The organism is Streptomyces sp. NPDC107517 (assembly GCF_055582645.1).
In genome coordinates this window covers 42,817-63,797 of record NZ_JBVJPM010000023.1, presented here as the reverse complement: position 1 = coordinate 63,797, position 20,981 = coordinate 42,817, and the positions used below count along the sequence as shown (strand labels likewise).

Genomic DNA, 20,981 nt, shown 5'->3' with positions numbered 1-20,981 from the left:
TCGCCCGGCCTATCACACACATTGACCAGAACCGGCACCTCACCGGCGGGGATGAGATTCCGGTCCACAAAGTGACCCCACACATGGTCCGCCGCACAATGGCCATGCTGACCAGAGACTTCACCGGTTCCGAGACTGCTGTCGGAATGCGGCTCAACCATGTCGCCACTCGGGCCCCGGCCAGTGGATCGACCCAGGGCAACATTGACCACGGTCCCTCTTGGTCCCCAACCGCCGGCAGGCCGACGCCCTCCGCTCCACCAGGTCATACGTACGCGGCTGCTTTGATAGCCATCGGCGACACCTCAACGTGCGAACTCGGGGTTCTGCTCCGTAGGCAACGTGCGCATCGTCCGAAGCGGTGACAGGAAGTTGGGAAGGACGCTCAGTGTCATACCCGCTGCACCAATCCATAAAGTATCGGTCGCTCCGAACGCGGAGCCCGATGCTCCACCCAAAAGCGCGCCGAGAGGAATGCCACCCCAGGAGACGAATCGAGCTGTTGCGCTCATGCGGCCCAGGAGCCGATCCGGCGTCAGGGCCTGCTGGAAGCTTGATTGAGCCACCACGCGGACGACTCCACCCAGTGCCAGAGCCGCGAGTCCGATCGCAGCGACGTACACGCTCCAACGCGTTCGCGCCAACGGCATGAGCACGGTCAACGGACAGGTAACCAGTGGCGCGAGCCAGATGACCGGACCTTGCCCGACCCGCTTGGCGACCCTGGTCGCCAATAGTGCGCCCAGCAAGGAACCGCAACCCATTCCCGACAGAATGAGCCCGATACCAAAGGACTGGAGACCTGTCTCCCGATCCAAAAAGACCAACAACATGGTTTGATACATGACCAGGAAGAGGTTGAATATCGCATCCCCCAGCATGATCGCTCGCAGAGGAGGGTGCTTGACGACGAACTTCAGTCCCTGCTTGATCTCTCGGAAAAATTGAGGGCTATCGCCCGGTTCAGGCTTCTGTTCCCGTTTCCGGATCGTGATCGCGAGCAGCCCCGACATAGCCATCCCGGCCGAACTCACCATGAGCGTGGCAGGGGCTCCGACCAGGCTGACCAGAGGCCCTGCCAGCGTCGGCCCGCTGATACTGGTCACCGAGCGTATGGCCGACAATTTTGAGTTTCCTTCCACGAGATGGCTGCGTCCCACCAAGTGCGGGAGATAGCTGACGTATGCAACATCGAAGAAGACAGTCAACATTCCGTGAATCAAGGCGACTGCATAGAGCCACCAGATGGTGAGAAGGCGCGCCCACCATGCCACCGGTATCGTCAAGAGGAACAGCGCGCGAGCGAGATCAGTGCTGATCATCACCGACCGCTTCCGCATGCGGTCCACCCACGCTCCTGCCGGCAACCCGACCAGGAGCGATCCTGCCGTAGTCATCGAAGCCAGTAAACCCACCTGGAACTCATCGGCATGCAATGCCGCGATGGCAACCAGAGGCAAGGTCAGAAAGATGATGCGGTCACCCAGCTGACCGAGCGCGGTCGCGGCAAACAATCGTCCGAAGTCCCGATTACCTAAGAGGCCGAGCCGGGAAGATTTCGCCATGGATTACCCTACTGTCGAATGTGCGATGTCTCTCTGATGGCTTCAACGACTACGGACGGCCGACTCCGAACTCGTAGACCACTTCCCGGCGCACGTCCGGAATGACCATGTCGGCCGTTTCCACCGGACGTCCGTCCGTGTCGAAGATCGTCCGCTCGATCAACAGCACGAGGTCCCCCACGCTGATCCCCAGGAGGTTCGCCTGCACCGGGGTGGCGCGGGCCGGGCGCGGCACCTCGACCACAGTCGAGATGACCACGCCGATGGACCGCATGCGCTCGACCACCCCCTTTCCCGCCAGGGGACCCATCTCGGGCAGCACAATCGGTGTTCCGTCCGTGAGAGCCATCGGCTCCCAGGATTGGGAAAGCTGGACGGGTTGCCCGTCGGCAAGGAACTCGTAATGCGTATGGACGCAGAGGTCCCCGAGGCTGATGGCGAGCCGCTCGGCAATTGGCTCGGGGGCGGGGACGCGCACCTGACTGTGTGAATCCCAGGCGTCGGCCTTGCCCCGCTCTTTCCTGGCCTGCCAGGAAAGAGCGCCCTCCCGGCGTTCGCGGTGCCGCGAACGAACCAGCCGCAGGCGCTCTCGCGGCATGCGGACGTAGGTGCCCGAGCCGGCGCGTCCTTCCAGGAGACCGTCGATGATCAAACGGTCCATCGCCCTCTGCATGACGTTGCGTCCGACCCCGTACTCCACGGCGAGCCGTGCCCGGGACGGCAGGCGCTCTCCGATCTCCCACTCTCGCGCGAGAATCCGTGCGCGCAGCACGTCGGCTACTGCGAGGTACAGAGCCTCTCGGGGCATGGATGATCCTCCGGGTCCTGCCCTGCGGCAGCTGTTCATTCCAGGGCGCGTTGGCAAGTTACTGCACCACGCAAAAGCTGCTGGAGTAGAAATACGCTCCGAACTCATGCGTCTGCCGAGTTGGTCGGCAAGCAGACCAACTCGACCTGCTGATCGGCCGCCAAGGCGCGGACTCGGCGTGCTGTTGCGGGGGAAGCGGTCCGGCAGGACGACCAGCTTCTTGCCGGCCCAGCGGATGCGCAGGACTGGAGGAAACCGAGAACTGCTGGCAGCCGTGCACGGCGGATCGTGACGTAACGAACCGCTACGGCGCGTTGTGCCTACTCGTGGCGCTCCGCGTGGGGCGGATAACCGCCTTGCCGGAGTCGAGGTCAACAGAGCTGGGCGGTGCACCGGATTCAGCGTCGTCCCGGAGGACAAGTCGGCGTTCCCGCTCCTGTTGCACGTGTCGCTGTGACGGATGGAATAGCTCGCCCCACGCCTCAGCAGCGGATGCTTCGCCGCCAGCCGACCCACGCAAAAAGGAACAGCCATAGAAAGGAGTACCGCGTGGCCTTCAGGTGACCTTTCCGCTCGGCGTTGACTCACGGACCATGCGCACATTGGGAAGTTTGTCTCGCCAGAGCTCGCGCTCACCTGTGGTCCTGAATCCATAGCGTTCGTAGAAGCGGATCGCTGTCGCGTTGTAGTCGGTCACCCACAGGTGCATAGGAGTGTCTCCTCCCCACGCCAGGAACTCGTCCATCAGTCGGCCGCCGATACCTTGACCTTGGGCTTCATTCAGGAGATACATCGGCCCGAGGGTGACCACCTCATCTCGTCGGCCGCAAAGGACCCCGACGACCTCCGACCCGGAACGGACGACACGGCAGAACAACAGATCCGGCTGCCGCACGGCCTTCTCAATGAACTCTCGCCACTGGGCAATGCCCTCCGGGGTGACAACGGACCCTCGGTGCTCGCGGATCCACGCCTCATCGATCCCCGCGACCTCGTTGGGATACGTCTGGAGCCAGGCCCTCAACTGCATCCGGCCCACAGGGGCAGCATCGTCAGGCTGCGGCACTTCGATCTGATGGCCCATAAGGCCATTCTGGACGGTGTACCTGATGTGTCTCGATGTGGCCGCAGCCTGAGACAGAAGCCCGATGGACCCTGCTCGTTGAGAGACGGCTCGGTTGAGCGAGACGGGGTATCTGATCGTCTGCGCTGCCGGTCAACCCTCAGCAGATGTTCGCGACTTCGGGAGGCGCCGGAGCTCATGGGGATTTGAACGCTGGGCTCTCGGATGCGGGGCGGTCACAGGTCGCGGAAGTCCTTGGCGGTGGGGTAGGTGACGTGGGTGCAGCCGCGTCGGGTGGTGATGTCGTCGATGTAGGCGCGGAACAGGGATCTGACCGCCTTGTGGCCGAGGACGTTGTCGTAGACGCGGGCCGCGGTGAGGGTGTGCAGGGCGGGCCTGCCGTTGCAGATCGAGGAGGCCCACCAGACGCTGTCCTTGCCTCCCGCCGTTCCCGGCTTGAGCAACACATCGTCGCCGACCTCGGCGTAGCCCACGGACTGTGCCTCGGCTCCGAAGTAGGACACCGTGCGCAGCCACCAGGGCGAGTGCGTGAGCGCGCCCTCGGCGTAGTCGTGCAGGTCGCCCTTCAGGCCGGCGGCGATGGCCCGGACCCGGCGGGGGCTGACCGCCAGCAGGCAACCTTCGACGGGGTTCGCACGACGGGCGGGGATCGTCAGAGCGCGGTCGGGCAGTCGGCCCTGCCCCTGTTCCTTGACCAGATCGCTGGCCCAGCGGCAGGAGCCGGTGACCGAGGCGACCTTGCGCAGCTTCGAGGGGACTGCGGGCATCCGGTCGGGCAGGGAAGGGAGTTGGAACCGGCAGTCGAACCGTCGGGTGAGCTGCTGCGCGGCCGAGCGCGCTATGAGGGCCAGGCGCCGGCGGTCCTCGGCGGAGACCCCCGGGTACCGTTCCACGGCGGTGACGTTCAGCAGCCTCGGTGCCGCTTTGCCGCTGCCGGGCCCGCACTCGGCACGGATCATGGTGCGGAAGTTCGTGTATGAGCCCAGCGTGCCGTCGCCCAACGGCCACGCTTCAGGCGCGCGGTCGGCGACCTCTGTGACGTCATCCTTCTGGTCGTAGCCGTCGAACGTGCTGAACGGGGAGCCCATGTCGCCGACCAAGCTCACCGGCTCGGAGCCGCCGCTACTCTCGACGATCAGTCGGAACAGGTCAGTGGTCTTGGGTGAGCCACCCACCTTGTAGATGGTGCAGGAGCTGGGCAGATGCCGTACATCAAGCCGGTACTCGTCGTATTCGACGGACTTGGCTCGGACCATGCCGCCCTGCAGATCCATCACCTGCGCTCCCGACACCAGGTGATCGCAGGCCGCGGCGATGTCGCGCTCGCCGGAAGCCCGGTCGCGGACGTCGTCGACGGTCAACAAGCCTGCGTACAGGCTCAACCCGATCCCGCCCACGGCCATCGTCTGACACAGCCGGCGCCAGCCCGCGCGCCTCTCGTTCTCCCCCGTCGATGCCCTTCGCAGCTGTTGCCGCGTCGATCACCGAGCGTAGAGGGGATGTATCTGAGCACTGCAGTCGGCCCGACATGTCGCCGAGGACACACGGCTGGTATCGCCCGCACCGGCGGCGGATGCTTCCCCGACGTCCTCGCCGAGATGCGCCGCCTGCGCTCACGCGGCATCCGTTGCACCATCCCGGACAAGGCCGACCAAGCACGTAACAGCAAGAAACTGGGCTCTCGCGGCGGCCGGCCGCCCAGATTCGACGTCGAGAACTACAAGGCTCGGCATGCGGTCGAGTGCGGCATCAACCGACTGAAAGAGACGGCCTTGCAATCCTCAATGGCCGGGCGGAGACGCCAACTGGCCTTGCGGCGCATATCACTTCGGCTCAGAGCCCGGCCGGCGGATCATGCCGGGCGGTCCACCTGCTCCGAATCGCTGCATCGGTCCGTCTGGCAAGGAACTGGGTGGCGCAGCTCGGGTCGGCGATAAATACCTCGACACGGTCGCGGTGATCAGGGACGCTTCGCGCGATGACCAGAATCGATGACACACCACCTGCGTGGGACGAACGCACCCAGCTCACCACGTTTCTCGACTACGCACGTGACACCGCACGCGCCAAATGCGATGGCGTCTCTGCGCAGAACGCACGCAAGGCGCTCCTGCCGGGCTCACCACTGATGACCATGAGCGGAGTGATCAACCACCTCCGCTGGGTCGAGTACTACTGGTTCCAGGTGGTCTTCCTCGGCGAGGAAGACCGGGGCCCCTGGACCGATGAGGACCCCGACCGCGAGATGCGTATCGCCGTCGACTTCCCGCTCACGCAGTTGCTCGACGAATACGCCGAACAGGGCACCCGCTACCGCAAACTGGTCGCCGGGAACGAGCTGGACAAGCAGGCCCAGCGAACCATCCGCAACGGCCTCCACGTCGACCTGCGCTGGATCCTCCTCCACCTCACCGAGGAGACAGCCCGCCACAACGGCCACCTGGACATCCTGCGCGAGATGCTCGACGGCACAACCGGCGACTAGACCCGGGAGTGATCACGGGCGGAGCCAGAGTCGGATCGCGGCAACGGTGACGGTGTCGCGGAAGATGTAGCCGTACTTGTCGAACCTCGCGGCCACGGCCCCGAGTTCTTCAACGCGTTGATCGTCCGCTCGACTTCGTTCCTGCGCCGGTAGATCGTCTTGTCGAACCCTGCGGGCCGACCGCCCTCACTGCCCCTCTTTGACCGGCCACAGTCCACCGCGGTGGTGTCAACCGCACACTTGGCGGAGCGTCACTCACGTCGAACAGGCGGCAAGGCGTACGCGGTCTCACACAATCCCGGCATTCGCGGTCGGACACTGTGGTGCCTCCGGATGCCGGGTGGTTCTCAGGTGAGCGGCCAGTTGCGTAGGGCGGCGTCGACCATCTCCTGGAGTTCATCGCCGGTGACACCGCTCGCGGCTTGCACGGCAAGGCCGAATGCCAAGGTGGTGACGTAGCGGGCCAGCAGCCTCGGATCGGTCTTGGGAGGCAGGTCGCCTTCGTCGACGGCTTGCTGGAATCGCTCTCGGAGGCGGGAGCAGCCGTTGTTGCGCCAGGCGGCGAGAAGGTCCCGGACTCCGCGCCCGGGGTCGCTGGTGGCCAGGGCACCTTGGACACCCAGGCACCCGTGGGGGTGGGTCGGGCGGGTGGTGGTTCGGACGGTGCCGGCCAGGATCGCGGTGGCGACGGTGAGGGCGGTCGGCTCCTCCAGGGCCCGGGCCAGGTATGCGCTCGGGCCTTCCGTGTAACGCTCCAGGGCCTTGCGGAACAGCTCCTCCTTGTTGCCGAAGGCTGCGTACATGCTGGTGGTGGAGATGCCCATCGCGCCGGTCAGGCTGGCCAGGCTGGCCCCCTCGTAGCCGTGCTCCCAGAAGACCAGCATGGCGCGCTCAAGAGCTTCGTCGGCGTCGAATGCTCGCGGTCGGCCGATCGGGCCGCTCTGTTTCGTTCCCACCCCCGCATCCTATCTCTTCCGCATCGATCGATGCGGAAGTGCTACGTTCGACTTATGCATCGATTGATGCGGAAGTCGAAGGAGGTTGTCCACATGGGATTGCTTGAGGGCAAGACCGCTCTGGTCACCGGCGGCGGCAGCGGAATCTGCCTGGCCAGTGCGGTACGGCTGGCGGCCGAGGGCGCCCACGTATTCATCACCGGCCGGCGCAAGACCGAACTCGAAGCGGCCGTCGAACTGATCGGTCCAGCGGCCACCGCGGTGATCGGTGACATCTCGGACCTGGCCGATCTGGACCGCCTCTACGCGACGATCCGCAGTCGGAGAAGGGGCCTGGACGTACTGTTCGCGAACGCCTCCGTCGCCGAGTTCGTGACGCTTGAGCAGGTCACGGAGGAACACTTCGACACACTCTTCGGTATCAACGCCCGAGGCACGCTGTTCACCGTTCAAAAGGCGCTGCCCCTGCTCAACGACGGCGCCTCGGTGATTTTGAACGGCTCCACCAACGTGGATGTCGGCGCGGAGGCGTTCGGCGTGTACGCAGCGACCAAGGCCGCCACGCGATCGTTCGCCCGGACCTGGGCCAACGAACTCAAGGGACGCGGCATCCGGGTCAACACCATCACGCCGGGCCCGACCGACACCCCTGGTCTGTCGGGACTCGCCCCCGATCCTGAACAGGCAGCCGGCCTCAGGCAGCAACTGGCGACGCAGGTGCCGCTGGGCCGGCTCGGGCGCCCGGAGGAGATCGCCGCCGCCGTGGCCTTCCTCGCCTCCGAGCAGAGCAGCTTCATCACCGGTTCGAGCCTGTACGTCGACGGTGGCCTGAACCAGATCTGAGTTCCGTAACCGCAAAACCGGCGAGAAAGGCGGCGCCCTACCGACCGGGTTCGCTCAGGCGGGCGAGCCCGGCGGCCTCGATCGTCGGACGGCCGGACGGCCAGAGGTCAGGTCCTCCGGGCTCACTCTGCACTCGAGCTCCGGCGGCATCGAAGACGCCTTTGCGGCGGCTGCGGCGCGGAACAGCCCTCGCATACGTACCAGGTGTCGGCCGGCCTCCGAGTACCGTGACATTCCCGGCTTCTGCTGCACCGTCAGCACGGACGACATCCACAAATGGGAGGTGCTGGGCAATGTTCGGCGGCCCAGGCGGCTGCCCGGCCGCGACCGCCGACGTCGTCGGCCGGGCGATGGCGAGACTGCGACTCCGGTTCAGTGGCGTCCAAGGGCCCGGTAGACCCAGCCGACTTCGCGACAAGGGACCTGGTTGAGGGTGCCGCTGGGCTCCGACGGCTTGGACTCGTCCAGACGTTCATGTCGGCCTGCTCGGCGATCACGACCCGGGGATTTAGCCAGCCGAAGGCGATCGAGGCCGGACGTGCATCATCGGTAGGCCGGTTCCGGCAGCGCGCCCGCGCAGGATTCCGGGGGCGAGACCGGTGACGCCGACCGCCGCGCGGTACGGATCTCCTTCAGTAGCGCGGCGATCGTGTCCCGCCCCGCGCCGTCGCGTGCCCTGTGCGGCGAGCGCGTCGGATTCGGCGAGATTGCGCTGCGACTTCGTGGTCCAGGTACTTGGACCTACCGGATCACCCTGGGTGGTCCTCGACCAGGTCCAGCAACGCGGCCCGTAACCCAAGGGCTTTCTCCACCGCGGCCGGACGGCCTGCGCTCGGAGGAGTACCCGGCTGTCCGGCTCGGCATCCTCCTCCAGGCCGTCCAGTCCCGGCTCGACACAGCCCTTCGAGCCTCAGGCCGCCGCTGTGACAGCCGCGATCCCGCCATGCCCGAACTGCCGGGCCTCCGCGCCGTACAACAACCGGCGCTGACGCTCATTCAGATGCGGAAGCACCGGTGCGAACCTCACCCGCAACGAGCCGATCAACTCATCGAAACGCCCCGACCACATCAACGTCCCCGAGTCCTGGAAGCGACCCGCAGATTTCGGACGCGTCCACTCGGACCATTCAAGTCGGCGCGCCAGCCGAGACGTTTTCACAGCCGACGGGTGGGGCTGAATCTGGGACTCCACGGGCTTTCTGGGACACGCGGCCGGCCCTCTGCAGTTCCAGGACGACGGCACCAAAGACAACGGCATGCGGCAGTTCTCGGCGCGGCTGTGGAACATTCCCGACGACGCGGACTGGAAGAGCGTCGCCCAGAACTGCCCGGCCGTGGTCAAGAGGCAGTACTTCAACCGGCCGACTCGCATCGTGGACAAGGGCGCTCTCGGGCTCTGGGGCGAGTTCGACGTCCTCGACAATGACGATGTCCCGGACTGGTTCTGGGGTCACGTGGAAGAGAAGGACGGGGCGCCCGACGGGCACACGCGGTATGCCTCGCGCCTTTGGGGGCTTTCCCTCAGCGACGACTGGCAAGAGGCAGCAAAGCAGACCCCTGCGCTCATCGCAGGCCAGTACTTCGACGAGCCGACGGAAATCGAGGACAAGGGAGTCGGCGGACTCTGGGGCATTTTCGACGTCAGCAACGAGCTGAGCCCCATCCCCGCGTTCACGGTGCAGGCCAAGGGCGACAACGACTGCATGTACTGCCAGGTCGACATCCTTCCGTCCTTGGACGGTCTGGACAACGTAGAACGGTTCAACCTGACGAACACGATGACCATCGGCGAGGACGCGCCCTTCCTTCACTCGGTGGTCACGAAGGACGACGACTCGGTTGATTTCCCCGAGGGTGTCGTCATGACCGTCACGGATCCCGACGGGAACACCTATGACGAGGACGTCGACGAGGACGGCAAACTCGTCAAGATGTCCGGCGACTCGATCCAGTGCCTGATCGTCGAGAACCCGCAGCCCGGCGACTGGACCATGTCGATGAGCGTGACCAGGGACGCCGAGTTCCGCTGCGAATGCAACACTCTGCCGGGCGCGGACGTCTTCGACACCATGGTGGAGACCCGTCGGAAACTCCACGAAGGGCAGGGCCTCGAACCTCGGGACATCAGCTGGTTCAGCGTCGCGGCGTTCGTGGGCACCGCGGCTGTCTGGGTGCTTGCCCCCCGAACTCGCCCTCTCCTGCCGGCTGGCCGTCGCTGCCGCCGGAGCAGGCCTCTCCGTACTCGCGCACATGGGCACCAGCAAGGCCGGTGTCGCGGAAAACCTCTCCGACGCCGCGGGCATCCTCGACAAGGTCGCGAAGGATCTCGTGAGGGAAGGCCCCTCGGCGCTGAAAAAGTACTGGTATCTGATCGACAAGAACATTTCCGGGGCGGAGGCCCGGGTGGCCCTCAGCTACCCGGCCAACGTCGTCCGATGGCTCGGAGTGCACAAAGACGTGTACAAGGAAACCGGACAGATGACGGACGCGGAGATGCAGAACTCCATCCGTCATGTGTACTGGCAGTGCCTGCTCAAGAAGAGGCTCGGGGAAGACTTCGCCAAGCAGATGGCCGAAGCGCACGAGGAGGCCCTCCCCGGGTCCGATGCGGACAACAAGGCGGACGAGGCGAACAACATCATCGGCCTCCGCCTCGCGGACGAAGTGAAAACCGACAAGGAATGCCTGAAGCGGGTCCACGAGATGTGGGAGGCGGGACAACTCGCCACCCGGCACGACTACGAGTAGGCGTTCAACCCCGCCCGCTGTCCCCGGTGTTCACGCCGGGGACAGCGGGCGGACCGCTCACGCAGCAGATGTACACCTCGCCGAGCAGCGCGTGGACGGCGGCATGCTCGATGTTCGTGAGAAATGGCAGCGGCCGTGGGGCGGTCGGCCCTGTAGTCGCATCCACCGGTCGAGGACTGTGCTCGATCACAGCTGGGTGGCCAGCCAGAGGGCCACGGCCGCGGTGATGGTGAGTCCGGCGTTGAGCGCGATCCGGCGGTCTTCGCCCCTCAGGTGAACGGCGATCGCGCCGGTCTGCAGGAGTATGAAGCCGATGGCCGCGGCCGGCGCCAGCGAGGGAGCGATGCCGGTCATCTCCGGCAGGATCAGGCCGGTCGCGCCGAGTATTTCGACCGCCCCCAGCGCCCTGAGGGCAGGCAGGGGTATGCGGTCGACCCAGGCCATCATCGGCCGGAGTTGATCGCGGCTGCGGATCACCTTCAGCGTGCCTGCGTAGAAGTAGAAGAGCGCGAGCAGTCCCGCGACGATCCAGTAGGCGATGTTCATGGTTCCCATTCATGGGCCACCGGTCCGTGGGGCCCGTCGATTGCGTCGCTTGCCAGAAGAGACCTCGTGAAGGCCCGGCCTGTTGTCCGAGGGGATCCGGATGCGCGGGCCGCCGACGACGCTGAAAGGCGGCAGCGTCACCGTCCTGCCGGTCCAAAGGGGAGTGGCCGGGCACGTGCTGTGCCGTGGGCTTCAGGAGAGGTCGGTGGCGGGCTCGGTCGCGTAGCGGCTCATCGCATCGATGTTGGCCTGGTGCGTCAGCTGCCGGCCGCCGGCCAGAACCTCCTGGAGTTCTCGGAAGTACTGCACGTACAGGTCGGGGGTGAATGTGCTGAGCATGACGGCGGGTTGGTCGGTCAGGTTGGCGAAGGTGTGCGGGGTTCCGGGCGGAACCATCACGAGCGTGCCTGCGGTGGCGTCGTGGTCCTCGTCCCCGACGGTGAATCGCACGGTGCCGGAGAGGATGTAGAAGCCCTCGTCGTGTCGGGCGTGGCGGTGCTGCGGCGGTCCCTGGGTGTGCGGGGCGAGGACGGACTCGGCGATCGCGAGGCGGTGCCCGGTGTGGCTGCCGTCCTCCAGAACGCGCATCCGCGTGGTGCCCAGAACGATGGTCTCGCCGTCGCCGGGACCCACCACCGACACAGCGGGGCGGGTCTGCGGCTCGCTGCTCTTCGCTTCTTCGCTCATGCTCACAAGTGGACCGCCCGGCACCTGCCGGTGTCCAAGACCCATCCCGCGACGCCGATACCTCGTGGGTATCGTTGCAGCGTGGAGCTACGGACCTTGCGCTACTTCGTGGCGGTCGCCGAGGAACTCCACTTCGGCCGGGCCGCCACCCGACTGCACATGAGTCAGCCGCCGCTGAGCCGGGCGATCAAGCAGCTGGAGGCCGATGTCGGATCCCCGCTGTTCGTCCGCTCGCCCACGGGGGTCACGCTCACTCCGGTGGGCTCGGTGCTGCTCGACGAGGCGCGGGCCCTCCTCGACCATGCCGACCGCGTCCGGGTACGCGTGAGCGCGGCAGCCGGTGCCGCGACCATCACCATCGGCATCCTGGGCGACGGCACCGACCCGGGAGTGGCCAGGATGGCCGCCGCCTACCGCCGAAGCCGCCCCGACATCGACATCCGCATCCGCGACACCGATCTGACCGACCCAACCTGCGGGCTGCGCGCCGGAACGGTCGACGTCGCGCTGACTCGGGCGCCGTTCGACGAGACTGCCCTGACCGTGCGTGTGCTGCGGACCGATCCGGTCGGCGTGGTCCTGCGCGCCGACGATCCGCTGGCCCGCCGCGACGGGCTGCGGCTGGCCGAACTGAGCGACCGCCGGTGGTTCCAGTTCCCGCAGGGCACCGACCCCATCTGGCAGTCGTACTGGAACGGTGGCAGGCCGCGCGAGGGCCCAGTGGTACGCGCCGTCCAGGAATGCCTGCAGGCCGTGCTGTGGAACGGCACGGTCGGCCTGGCCCCGCTCGGACACGACCTGCCGGCGCAGCTGGCCGTGGTACCGCTGATCGACATGCCGCCGAGCCGAGTGGTGGCGGTGTGGAACGAGGGTGACACCAACCCTTTGATCCGATCCTTCATCGAGATCGCGACAGCCGCGTACTGTCACTGAACACCGGCAACCAGTCCTGCCGCAGCTCGTGAACAATGCGAACGCTGCGGCCCCAGGGACCGCCTCCCGAAGTGGTGAACATCTGCTGTTCCTTCTCGGGCCCTGGCTCAACTTTTGTGGTGCCGGGCCATGCGGGTCGACGTCCGACTCAGCGCAACCCGCTGACCTGCCACTTCCGTCGGGGTCGCGGGCGAGTGTTTCGACTGGCGCCCGGCAGACCCTGGGCCCTTGGGGCCTCAGCGTGTCAGCCCGGCGAGCGCCCAGGGTGGTCCGGCTCGGGCCGGGTCCGCGGGATGCGGAGCTCGCGGAGCACGGACCAGGCGACCGACACCATGGGAACGGACACGACCGCGCCGACCACTCCGGCCAGGACGCTGCCGGTGATGACGGTGAGAGCCACCACCACGGGGTGCAGCCGCACCGCCCAGCCCAGTACCAGCGGATGTAGTACGTGGCCTTCGATCTGGCCGACGATCACGATCAGGGCGAGCACCACGATCGCGGTGACCGGGCCCCGCGAGGCCAGAGCGACGACCGTGGCCACCGCCAGCGCGATGGGTGAGCCGATCAGAGGGACGAAGGCGGCGAAGAACTCCAGCAGCATCAGCGGGAGGGCCAGTGGCACGCGCAATGTGAACAGGGCGATCCCGACCAACACGGCGTTGGTGGCCGCCACGATGATGATGCCTCGCGTGTATCCGGCGAAGGTGCGCCACGCCGCTCGCCCCGCACGGCCCCAGGTGTCCCGTGCGCCCTCCGGCAAGAGATCCTGGAACCAGTACCAGTACGTGTCCCCGGAATGCATGAAGAAGAAGGAACAGAACAGGGCAAGAGCCGCTGCGGTGACGGCTTCCACCAGCCGCCCGGCGCCGCTGAGCACGCTGCTGATGAGTTCCGAACGGTGTTGTGAGATGAAAGTGGACACCTTGCCCTGAAGATCTGAGAGCACTGCGTGGCTCACGTGGAAGGGGGAGCCCTCGAGCCACCGTTGGATCCGCCCGATGCCCCCGGAGAATTCCTGCCCCAGCTGTGCCGATTCTCCCGCGATCAGGCCGCCGACCAGCACCAGCAGCCCCAGCACGACGATCATGCTCCCCACCACGCTCAGCGCAACTGCCGCGGCCCTCGGCAGACGTCGCGCCAGCAGATCAGCCAGCGGACGCAGCACCGAGGTCACGACCAGTGCGAGGAACAGCGCCACACCGACCAGCTGCAATCGCCCCAGGATCGTGAAAACCGCGTACACGGCCACCCCGAGCAGCAGCAGCCGCCATGCGTATGCCGCCGCCACACGCAGCCCGCGGTTCACGGCCGCGCCGTCGAGGTCCCCGGCGCGCCGCACCGCAGTCCCAGTCGTACGTGCCCGTGCACCCGTCCGCACCCCGCGTGCGGGTCGGCTCCCCGGCACGACATATCGCCGCCGTCGCCCACCGCGACCGGAGCGGGGACGCGTGCCGGATTGGGCCGGCTGCTGCCGCTGCGAACGACGCGAACCGTCGTCCACCTGTGTGTCACCGCCTGCCGTCGTCGAGTCGCGCAGCTATGTGTTCCCCAAGGGGCAGTTTCGAACAACGCCTTCGGAATCAATTGACTGGGCCGGAGCAGTGCGAACACAAGGGCGTCATGGTCAGGGTGTGGCTGCACAACAGTCGTCGCAAGCCGGGACGGGGACGGCCAAGCGCCTGCCCGGGCGGCCTGACGCCCTCCACTCACGTCCAGTCGGGCACCGGGCAGCCTTCTTCTCGCGCAGCGAGGCGCGCTGGTGCCCGGTGTGGCTGGCTGATCAGCGATAGCCATCTGCCTTCGGCCATCCGAGCTCGGCGACACGACAACCGTGCACAGTTTCGTCGCAGGTCAGCCAGTTAGCCAGTTAGCCAGTCAGTCAGCGAGCAGAGTGCCGACGGCTCCGACTCTTCGACTGTGCAGCGGGTGATTGACCGTTTGCACAGACAGAGCCCTCTGCGAAGGTGCCAACTACGTCGCAGGACGGCCCAGCTGCCCCAACTGCCTGACTGCCAGTGTCCTGACAGGGCGTCGGCGACTTCCTGGGGCAGAAGGGCAGAGCGGTCCGTGCTCGCCGAGCTGGTTGTTGCACAGCAGCACTCCGTGCGGGGCCAGAATCTGCGCTGGGTGCGTTCGGCGCGGCCGAACGGCAGTGCGCAGCCGGACGGGGGCTGACGCAGGCGTTCGCGCCGGTGGCCGTAGTGGGCGTTCACCCCGGGCGAGACGGTGATGGCGGCGAAGGTGTGCGCCGAGCAGGCTGCCCCGGCCAGGGAAGCTCGTGAGAGTCGTGCTACGGCCGGACGGCGCTGACGAGCCGGTTGTACTCCAGGTCGGACCGACTCACGGCTTCGACGGAGAGGTCGATGCCGTCCAGCTGATCTCTGAGGGCGACGTACACCGCGGCGTGCGCTGCTCCCTGCTCGGGGCTGACATCTTGGGGCGACCAGGAGATCAGGACAATGGCCTCTCGACGGCTGCCGTCCCGGTCAGCGAAACAGAGTTCATAGGCCACGAGGCGTGGATCGGACGGCAGGACTTGGAGGAGCTCGTCGTGGGTCAGGTTCCCCTCGAAGTCGAGGATGAGGGTGTCCAGGCTGTCGTTGAGCCGGCACAGGACCGTGGTGATGTGCCGGTTGGTTCTGAGCTCGTTGAAGGCGTCGATGCAGCGGTCTTCCACTGAGATAGCACTGGTCATGACGACACCTTCCGATCACGGGCTGGACGTTCGGAGAGCTCAACGAACCCTCGGCCGGGAGGTTGTGGAGAAGGGCCGTTCGGCCGCACCGTCGTTCGGCGGGGGCTTTGAGCTGCGTAGATAGCAGTGGGTGATCGCTCAAGAGTAGGTGGGTGGCGGGGCCTGTGTCTCTGATGTGGCCCGCAGCCGCACCGCCGCCGGACGCCAGGCGCGCGACATCTGGGTGCGCATGCGCCATCCGCACGCGCGTCACTCGTCGTCAGACGGCGAGTGACGCGCCCGCGACCTCGAAGTGCCGGGCCCAGCACGCCGACGCACAGGCCTCGCACCCGGCTCGTTCGACCTGGTCACCAGCAATCCGCCATAGGTTCGGGCGGCGTACCGCCGACGGCAGCCGCACGGCGGGGCCCGTGCCTGGGAAGGCGGAGCGGGCGACCGCGACGCCGTGGACCGGGTCTGATGTGCGTGTTGTGGCAGCCGAGCGGATCGGCGTTCGACGCGCTCCCGCAGCAGCGCCGGGAACTGGTCCCAGAGCGGTTCGCGCAGGCAGGACAGCAGGGACGGCACGAGTCCTCCAGTGATCACCGAGCGTAGGGGACTCAGTGATCAACCGGGCTCGTGCCGTCCCTGCCTCCGGGGCGCTCAAAGCATCAACCAGCACGTATCTGCTGCCTGGGCCTCTAAACCCACAAGGCCACCGCCATCGCGATCAGCCCGACTGCGATCAGCGCCACCACCAGCATGATCAGCGCGAGAGGCAACGGTCCCCACCCCTTGCGCAGCTCAGCCTCCGGATAGGAGATGCCAGAGGTGGTATCCCCCTCAGCGGGAGGGGTTTCACCGGGGAGTATCCCGCCGCTTGATTTCAGTCCGAGGGTCCGGCCAGGAACGGCACCAGGGCTTGTCATGTGATTGCTCCTCTCGGCTGTCCTCCCCAACAGGCCAGAGCCCGTCAGCCTGGGTGTCCCTCGTGGCGTGAGGCAGCCGACAATGGGACACCGAGCCCGGGCCTCCAAGGTCTGCACCATCGCCCTGCGATCGACGTGCTCGCCAGCATCCAGAGAGCCGATGCGCTGCTCCAGACCCTCAATCGGCGAGCGGGGCTATAACGGCTGCCGGCACTTCACCGGGTTGTCGTGTCGCTGCCCTCACCTCCGCCACGACACGGGATGCACAGTGCGAGTTCCCGATCCCTCCACGGAGTAACAAACCGCTTCGGCCGGCCTCGACACCAGGAGGCCGGGAGGACCGGCAAGAGTGCCACGAGTCAGCTGAGGCGACACCGGGCGCTGGTGTACCTGATCAGCGGCCGAGCACGGTCTCCAGCTGCCGCTCAGTCCCCGGGCACGCGGCACCGTCCGCGGTGCCATAGGCGTCGGCACGAATCATGGCGATCTTCACGTCTACCGACAGCACTTCGACGTCCGCGATCGATGGGAACAACAGCTCCTTCAGCCGGAACACGACCTCTTCAACGGCCCCGAACCTCGGCCCAACTGCATGGGGCACGGCTGAGTCTCGGGCGACTTCAGATGCCGCCCGGACGCTACCTCGTTACTCAGAGCGGCTGCGTCACGCGAGTTGAGTCAGAACTCGGTCTCGTGGACACCGCCGGCGGGGCCCACGCCTTCGTGTCGACGCGTCCGTTGCCGGGGACGGCGGTGAGGGCAAAGGCGCTCAGGCCGGCGAGCAGAGAGCCCGGCGGGGCGGTTCAGATCGCGGCGCTGGGCTCCTGCGGGCTGAGGTAGCGGAAGGTCGTCATGAGCTGGGCTCCGTTCGGTGCACGGAAGGTGTGGGAGGGGCGGTCAGGGGTTCCAGGGGCCGATGCGGTCCAGGCGGCGTCGCTGCTGGCGTGCGGTGAGATCGTCGAGGGCCTGGCCGCGGGCGGTGAGGCGGTCGGCGACACCGGTGCGGTGCTCGACGGGCTTGTGATCGTCGTATTTGAACTTGGCCCTGACTTCGCTCACGTCCAGCACCAGGCCGCGAATTCCGGGCAGCATGCGCCCGTACGGCGGCTGGTCGGGCAGAACGGGGGCGTGGTCCCCGTCGGGCTGGAAGTGGGCCATCTGCCGGTGCAGCAGTGCGGCCTTGGCTTCGGGCTCGTCGACGATGTGGGCCTGGCAGGTGAACTGGACGGCTGCGTAATAGCTGGTGGGGACGCCGTGGGTGGGCTCGGCGCCGGGGCTCGCGCGCCAGGGGCCCGGGACGAAGGCGTAGTCGCCGATCACGGTGAAGGTGACGTTCGGGTCGTACTCGAGCGAGGCCCACACCGGGTTCGGCCGGGCCAGGTGGATCAGCAGCCGGCTGCCGTCCGCGACGAAGTGTGTCGGCACGGTCGTGGGCGCGTGGCCGAGCAGACCGTTGACGCTGAGCAGCCCGAAGTCGTGCCCATCGGCGATCCAGGTCTGCCACTCGGCCTCGTCCAGTGCCGCGTCCCAGGGCTGGATGAACATGCGAGTCTCCTTACGGGAAGGGGGTTCAGGTGAGAGCGAGCAGGCTGACCGCGACCGCGGCGGCGCCCAGACCCACCAACTGCCCCTTGTGGATGCGCTCGGCGAGCACGCCGCGCGCGAGCAGCACGGTGCCGGCCGGGTACAGGGCGGTGACCACGGCGACGACGGTGAGATCTCCGCTGCGCGCGGCGAGCAGGAAGAGAAGGTTCGCGAGCGAGTCCAGCACGCCCGCGGCGGCGGATACGGCGTAGGCGGGCCTCTCGGGGCCGATCCTGCGGCGCAGAAGGCCGGCCGCCGCCAGGGTGACCGCCGACGAGACGGCTCTGCCCACGATCAGCGGTGCCACCCCGCTGCCGGACGGTGTCTGGTGCAGGAAGACGAGCTGGAGCGCGATGGCGGCGCCCGCACCGAGGGCCAGCAGCAGTGCCGTGCGCGAGGGGCGCGACGATCCCGCACCGTGCCCGGCGCTCACCAGCACCACCGCGACCAGTGCGAGCGGCAGACCGATCAGACCGGCCAGACCCAGGTGCTCACCCTGCAGCAGACCCAGGGCGACGGGCAGCGCGGCGGACACGAGTGCCGTGACCGGAGAGAGCACGTTCATCGGCCCGATCGCCAGGGTCCGGTAGAGCAGGGCGAACGCGGCGGCCGAGGCCGCGCCGGACGCTGCGCCCCATCCGAGCGCCGCAGGACTGAACGAGGCGCCGAGCACGGGCCATATGAGCAGCTCGAAAGCGAGGCTGGCGGGAGCCGCCACCAGCACGGTGCGCAGCACGTGTGCCTTGCGGGCGCCGAGACCGCCGAGGAAGTCGGCGCAGCCGTAGGCGAGAGAGCTGCCCAGAGCCAGCAGCAGAGGTATCACGAGACGATCCCTTACGATCACAGTAGAACGACCGAACCATACAACGGAATGACCGCAGCCAAGCGACCGGGTGGCGCATTCCACGGATCCGTCATCAAGGGAAGGCGACCAGGTGGCCGAGGCAGACACAGCCCTGCGCACGCTCGCGCACAACGTCAGGCAGGCCCGCACCCGCGCGGGCCTGTCCCTGGACGAACTCGGCCGCCGGGCCAAGGTCAGCAAGGGCGCACTGGTCGGGCTGGAGAAGGCTCAGGGCAACCCGAACTTCGCGACGCTGGTCAGACTGGCCGACGCCCTCGGCTTGTCGGTCTCAGCGCTGCTGCACGGGCCTGCAGAGGGTCGGGTCCGCGTGGTGTCGGCCGATGCCGTGATACCCCTGTGGGCCGGTGAGCAAGGCAGCGAGGCCAGGCTGATGCTGACCACCTCGGGTCCCGCCCCGGTCGAGGTGTGGCGCTGGCGTCTGGAACCGGGCGAGGAGTACCGGAGCCATCCCCACCAGGCCGGTGTCGCTGAGACCGTCAGTGTCACTGAGGGGCGCATGATCCTCGTCGTCGACGGCGCTGAGCATCCGGTCGAGGCGGGGCAGACCGCCACCTTCGACGGCGACGTCCCGCACACCTACCTCGGAGCCGGCGACACCACCTGCCACCTGATCATGACCGTCCACCTACCACCCGGGCCCGCTGCCTGAGAACTGAGAGCGAGGACAACCGCGCCGCCAACCAGCCCTGCTCCTCCAGGGCGCCGCGCTCAGCCTCACACCAACCAGACCAACCCACCCGACAACCCATCGAAAAGCTCAGTAACGAGCAGTGGCAGTGGGCGCGGATCGAGCCGTTGTTGCGGACCGGACGCCCCGGCGCGATGGCCGAGGCCGGGATCACCGTGAGGTGGTCGATGAGATTGTTCGGAGAGTGAGTAGTTTCGTGGGGAGTCCCTCCATGACCGAGCGGGCGTAGGTCCGATCCCGCAACCCGGCGGCCCGGCGGCGGTCGCTTCGTGGACACCGCGGCCGCGATACGGCCGGAAGGCCTAACGGGCAACGCTCCCACGGCGCAAGGCCGCTGCCGCTGCTCACATCCAGGTCACGTCGCCGTCAAGGCCCCTACCCGAGGGTCCACTTGCCCGCGCGTTCGTCGAGGTTGAGACCGAGGCCGGCCGCGTCCATCTCGTACTGCACGGCCGTGATCTTCGCGCTCTCCCGCACGTCGAAGATCACCCAGCCGGTGACCTTCTCGCCCGGCGGAACGTTCAGGGTGAGGCCGAAGGAATCGCCGACGGTGGGGCTGCCGGGTTTGGCGGCATACACCGTCCCGGTCGAGTCGACGAGCTTCGCCCCCATGTTCCCGGTGTCGCCGTAGGCGGCGTCGCCGGTGCTGAGGATCGTGAACTTCGCTGCGACCAAGCGGTGCCCTGGGGCAGCCTGGAAGGCGTCGAGCGCAGGCTTGGCGCGGTCCTCGTACTGGTCCAACGTGACGTCGGCCGTGACGGTGCCCCCGCTGCTGAGGCCGGGCATGCCCTTCAGCGAGAGAGTGTCACCGAGCTTGGCGCCGGCCTGCTGTGTGCTGGTGGGCGTCACCTGCGACGTCTGCTCGCCGCCAGGTTTCGCGGTGCCGCTGGAGCCGGCGCCCTTCGTGGGCTCGGCCTTGGCGTTGTCTCCGTCCGAACCCCCGCATGCCACGAGGGCGGCGGCGAGCACGACGGTTGCGGCGGCGGACGCGATGGAACGGTGCATGGCTTTCTCCCCGTTGGTGCCGGTGAACCTGGTTGGTGTGACGACGACGACATTCTTGTGGCAGTCGGTGAGCGTGCTGCCCTTGTTCGGTAACCAAACGGCATCAAGAAGCGCTCGACGCTCAGCCGTATGCGGCCACGAGGATCATGTCGACGCCAACCGCGATCCTCGTCGCCGAGCCCGTCGCCGAGCCCGCCAGCTTGCGGTTGGCCGTCGATGTGTTGTCCGGAGTTGGGCGCCCCTGCGGAACGACGAATCTCACTCGCACCCGAAGCGCTGGAAGACCTGCGATTGACCGACAGCGAGATCGAGGCCGCTTTGAGGCGCCGGCTGAGGACATCGTCCTGTTCCGTGGAGTCCTTGCCCAGGTGCTCTCTACGGACGTGCGGATGCTGTGCCCACCCTCGTAGCCGGCTGACCAGCTGCCTTGGTTCGCTGCCCCGCCCGCACTTCTCGACCGGACGTCACAAGGCCTTCGGCGGCGGCTGATCCCCTACGGATGACGCGAGTACGTTCCCTGTCGCCCACCCGGGCGCAACCCCTAAACTCTGGACTGAGATCCTCAACTCCCTTGCTAG

General features: G+C 67.1%; 21 protein-coding genes and 1 pseudogene. 5 read left to right on the top strand and 17 right to left on the bottom strand.

The window, feature by feature from the left end:
* Window positions 1–305: 305 nt before the first annotated feature.
* The 5 genes from ACZ67T_RS35990 to ACZ67T_RS35970 all read right to left on the bottom strand — a co-directional run bounded on the left by ACZ67T_RS35990 (window position 306) and on the right by ACZ67T_RS35970 (window position 4,818).
* A complete protein-coding gene (locus ACZ67T_RS35990; protein ID WP_469989870.1) occupies window positions 306–1,565 on the bottom strand; it encodes an MFS transporter in 1,260 nt (419 codons plus the stop codon).
* A 49-nt stretch (window positions 1,566–1,614) separates the two neighbouring features.
* The gene (locus ACZ67T_RS35985) at window positions 1,615–2,373 is read right to left on the bottom strand and encodes a GntR family transcriptional regulator (protein ID WP_469989868.1); all 759 of its coding nucleotides are present in this window, start codon (window positions 2,371–2,373) and stop codon (window positions 1,615–1,617) included.
* Between the two features lie 304 nt (window positions 2,374–2,677).
* Window positions 2,678–2,893 carry a DUF6191 domain-containing protein gene (locus tag ACZ67T_RS35980; RefSeq protein WP_469989866.1) on the bottom strand — a complete coding sequence of 72 codons (216 nt, stop codon included), beginning with the start codon at window positions 2,891–2,893 and terminating at the stop codon, window positions 2,678–2,680.
* A 36-nt stretch (window positions 2,894–2,929) separates the two neighbouring features.
* Entirely contained in the window at window positions 2,930–3,457 is a 528-nt protein-coding gene (locus tag ACZ67T_RS35975) for a GNAT family N-acetyltransferase (protein WP_469989864.1), read from the bottom strand.
* A 215-nt stretch (window positions 3,458–3,672) separates the two neighbouring features.
* Window positions 3,673–4,818, bottom strand: a complete 1,146-nt coding sequence (locus ACZ67T_RS35970; RefSeq protein ID WP_469989862.1) for a hypothetical protein — start codon at window positions 4,816–4,818, stop codon at window positions 3,673–3,675.
* Between the two features lie 617 nt (window positions 4,819–5,435).
* On the opposite strand from ACZ67T_RS35970, the gene ACZ67T_RS35965 reads away from it, so the two are divergent.
* Window positions 5,436–5,942 (top strand): DinB family protein, encoded by a 507-nt coding sequence (locus ACZ67T_RS35965; RefSeq protein ID WP_469989860.1) that lies wholly within the window; start codon window positions 5,436–5,438, stop codon window positions 5,940–5,942.
* 12 nt (window positions 5,943–5,954) lie between these two features.
* On the opposite strand, the pseudogene ACZ67T_RS35960 reads toward ACZ67T_RS35965, so the two are convergent.
* Both ACZ67T_RS35960 and ACZ67T_RS35955 read right to left on the bottom strand, forming a co-directional pair.
* Window positions 5,955–6,148: pseudogene (locus ACZ67T_RS35960) on the bottom strand (IS5/IS1182 family transposase); the annotation flags it as partial.
* 141 nt (window positions 6,149–6,289) lie between these two features.
* On the bottom strand, window positions 6,290–6,898 hold the full coding sequence (locus ACZ67T_RS35955; RefSeq protein ID WP_469989858.1) for a TetR/AcrR family transcriptional regulator: 609 nt from the start codon (window positions 6,896–6,898) through the stop codon (window positions 6,290–6,292).
* A gap of 93 nt (window positions 6,899–6,991) precedes the next feature.
* On the opposite strand from ACZ67T_RS35955, the gene ACZ67T_RS35950 reads away from it, so the two are divergent.
* On the top strand, window positions 6,992–7,741 hold the full coding sequence (locus ACZ67T_RS35950; protein WP_469989857.1) for an SDR family NAD(P)-dependent oxidoreductase: 750 nt from the start codon (window positions 6,992–6,994) through the stop codon (window positions 7,739–7,741).
* Between the two features lie 1,127 nt (window positions 7,742–8,868).
* Here ACZ67T_RS35950 and ACZ67T_RS35945 read toward each other — a convergent pair.
* Window positions 8,869–9,837 carry a hypothetical protein gene (locus ACZ67T_RS35945; RefSeq protein ID WP_469989855.1) on the bottom strand — a complete coding sequence of 323 codons (969 nt, stop codon included), beginning with the start codon at window positions 9,835–9,837 and terminating at the stop codon, window positions 8,869–8,871.
* Between the two features lie 79 nt (window positions 9,838–9,916).
* Between ACZ67T_RS35945 and ACZ67T_RS35940 the strand changes: the two genes are divergently transcribed.
* Window positions 9,917–10,489 carry a DUF6973 domain-containing protein gene (locus ACZ67T_RS35940; RefSeq protein WP_469989853.1) on the top strand — a complete coding sequence of 191 codons (573 nt, stop codon included), beginning with the start codon at window positions 9,917–9,919 and terminating at the stop codon, window positions 10,487–10,489.
* Window positions 10,490–10,675: 186 nt separating this feature from the next.
* Here the strand turns inward: ACZ67T_RS35940 and ACZ67T_RS35935 are convergent, their stop codons facing one another.
* The gene (locus ACZ67T_RS35935; protein WP_469989852.1) at window positions 10,676–11,035 is read right to left on the bottom strand and encodes a DoxX family protein; all 360 of its coding nucleotides are present in this window, start codon (window positions 11,033–11,035) and stop codon (window positions 10,676–10,678) included.
* A 192-nt stretch (window positions 11,036–11,227) separates the two neighbouring features.
* The gene (locus ACZ67T_RS35930) at window positions 11,228–11,722 is read right to left on the bottom strand and encodes a cupin domain-containing protein (RefSeq protein WP_469989850.1); all 495 of its coding nucleotides are present in this window, start codon (window positions 11,720–11,722) and stop codon (window positions 11,228–11,230) included.
* 81 nt (window positions 11,723–11,803) lie between these two features.
* Between ACZ67T_RS35930 and ACZ67T_RS35925 the strand changes: the two genes are divergently transcribed.
* The gene (locus ACZ67T_RS35925) at window positions 11,804–12,655 is read left to right on the top strand and encodes a LysR family transcriptional regulator (protein WP_469989848.1); all 852 of its coding nucleotides are present in this window, start codon (window positions 11,804–11,806) and stop codon (window positions 12,653–12,655) included.
* Between the two features lie 244 nt (window positions 12,656–12,899).
* Here the strand turns inward: ACZ67T_RS35925 and ACZ67T_RS35920 are convergent, their stop codons facing one another.
* From ACZ67T_RS35920 to ACZ67T_RS35895, 6 genes are all read right to left on the bottom strand, one after another.
* Entirely contained in the window at window positions 12,900–13,997 is a 1,098-nt protein-coding gene (locus ACZ67T_RS35920) for an AI-2E family transporter (protein ID WP_469989846.1), read from the bottom strand.
* Between the two features lie 951 nt (window positions 13,998–14,948).
* The gene (locus ACZ67T_RS35915) at window positions 14,949–15,353 is read right to left on the bottom strand and encodes a cofilin family protein (protein WP_469989844.1); all 405 of its coding nucleotides are present in this window, start codon (window positions 15,351–15,353) and stop codon (window positions 14,949–14,951) included.
* A 680-nt stretch (window positions 15,354–16,033) separates the two neighbouring features.
* On the bottom strand, window positions 16,034–16,261 hold the full coding sequence (locus tag ACZ67T_RS35910; RefSeq protein ID WP_469989842.1) for a DUF6480 family protein: 228 nt from the start codon (window positions 16,259–16,261) through the stop codon (window positions 16,034–16,036).
* 394 nt (window positions 16,262–16,655) lie between these two features.
* Window positions 16,656–16,817 carry a hypothetical protein gene (locus ACZ67T_RS35905; RefSeq protein ID WP_469989840.1) on the bottom strand — a complete coding sequence of 54 codons (162 nt, stop codon included), beginning with the start codon at window positions 16,815–16,817 and terminating at the stop codon, window positions 16,656–16,658.
* A gap of 341 nt (window positions 16,818–17,158) precedes the next feature.
* The gene (locus ACZ67T_RS35900; RefSeq protein WP_469989839.1) at window positions 17,159–17,806 is read right to left on the bottom strand and encodes an FMN-binding negative transcriptional regulator; all 648 of its coding nucleotides are present in this window, start codon (window positions 17,804–17,806) and stop codon (window positions 17,159–17,161) included.
* 25 nt (window positions 17,807–17,831) lie between these two features.
* Complete coding sequence (locus tag ACZ67T_RS35895) at window positions 17,832–18,668, bottom strand: EamA family transporter (protein WP_469989837.1); 837 nt, start codon at window positions 18,666–18,668, stop codon at window positions 17,832–17,834.
* 112 nt (window positions 18,669–18,780) lie between these two features.
* Here ACZ67T_RS35895 and ACZ67T_RS35890 point away from each other — a divergent pair, with 112 nt between their 5' ends.
* Complete coding sequence (locus tag ACZ67T_RS35890) at window positions 18,781–19,359, top strand: helix-turn-helix domain-containing protein (protein WP_469989835.1); 579 nt, start codon at window positions 18,781–18,783, stop codon at window positions 19,357–19,359.
* A 414-nt stretch (window positions 19,360–19,773) separates the two neighbouring features.
* Here ACZ67T_RS35890 and ACZ67T_RS35885 read toward each other — a convergent pair whose 3' ends face one another.
* Window positions 19,774–20,403 carry a DUF4352 domain-containing protein gene (locus ACZ67T_RS35885; protein ID WP_469989833.1) on the bottom strand — a complete coding sequence of 210 codons (630 nt, stop codon included), beginning with the start codon at window positions 20,401–20,403 and terminating at the stop codon, window positions 19,774–19,776.
* Between the last annotated feature and the right edge of the window lie 578 nt (window positions 20,404–20,981).

What these genes read in the sequence shown, in the direction of transcription:
- ACZ67T_RS35990 (WP_469989870.1), bottom strand. Translation starts at nt 1,565, where the DNA reads ATGGCGAAATCTTCCCGGCTCGGCCTCTTAGGTAATCGGGACTTCGGA.
- ACZ67T_RS35985 (WP_469989868.1), bottom strand. Translation starts at nt 2,373, where the DNA reads ATGCCCCGAGAGGCTCTGTACCTCGCAGTAGCCGACGTGCTGCGCGCA.
- ACZ67T_RS35975 (WP_469989864.1), bottom strand. Translation starts at nt 3,457, where the DNA reads ATGGGCCATCAGATCGAAGTGCCGCAGCCTGACGATGCTGCCCCTGTG.
- ACZ67T_RS35965 (WP_469989860.1), top strand. Translation starts at nt 5,436, where the DNA reads ATGACCAGAATCGATGACACACCACCTGCGTGGGACGAACGCACCCAG.
- ACZ67T_RS35950 (WP_469989857.1), top strand. Translation starts at nt 6,992, where the DNA reads ATGGGATTGCTTGAGGGCAAGACCGCTCTGGTCACCGGCGGCGGCAGC.
- ACZ67T_RS35935 (WP_469989852.1), bottom strand. Translation starts at nt 11,035, where the DNA reads ATGAACATCGCCTACTGGATCGTCGCGGGACTGCTCGCGCTCTTCTAC.
- ACZ67T_RS35930 (WP_469989850.1), bottom strand. Translation starts at nt 11,722, where the DNA reads ATGAGCGAAGAAGCGAAGAGCAGCGAGCCGCAGACCCGCCCCGCTGTG.
- ACZ67T_RS35915 (WP_469989844.1), bottom strand. Translation starts at nt 15,353, where the DNA reads ATGACCAGTGCTATCTCAGTGGAAGACCGCTGCATCGACGCCTTCAAC.
- ACZ67T_RS35910 (WP_469989842.1), bottom strand. Translation starts at nt 16,261, where the DNA reads ATGACAAGCCCTGGTGCCGTTCCTGGCCGGACCCTCGGACTGAAATCA.
- ACZ67T_RS35900 (WP_469989839.1), bottom strand. Translation starts at nt 17,806, where the DNA reads ATGTTCATCCAGCCCTGGGACGCGGCACTGGACGAGGCCGAGTGGCAG.
- ACZ67T_RS35885 (WP_469989833.1), bottom strand. Translation starts at nt 20,403, where the DNA reads ATGCACCGTTCCATCGCGTCCGCCGCCGCAACCGTCGTGCTCGCCGCC.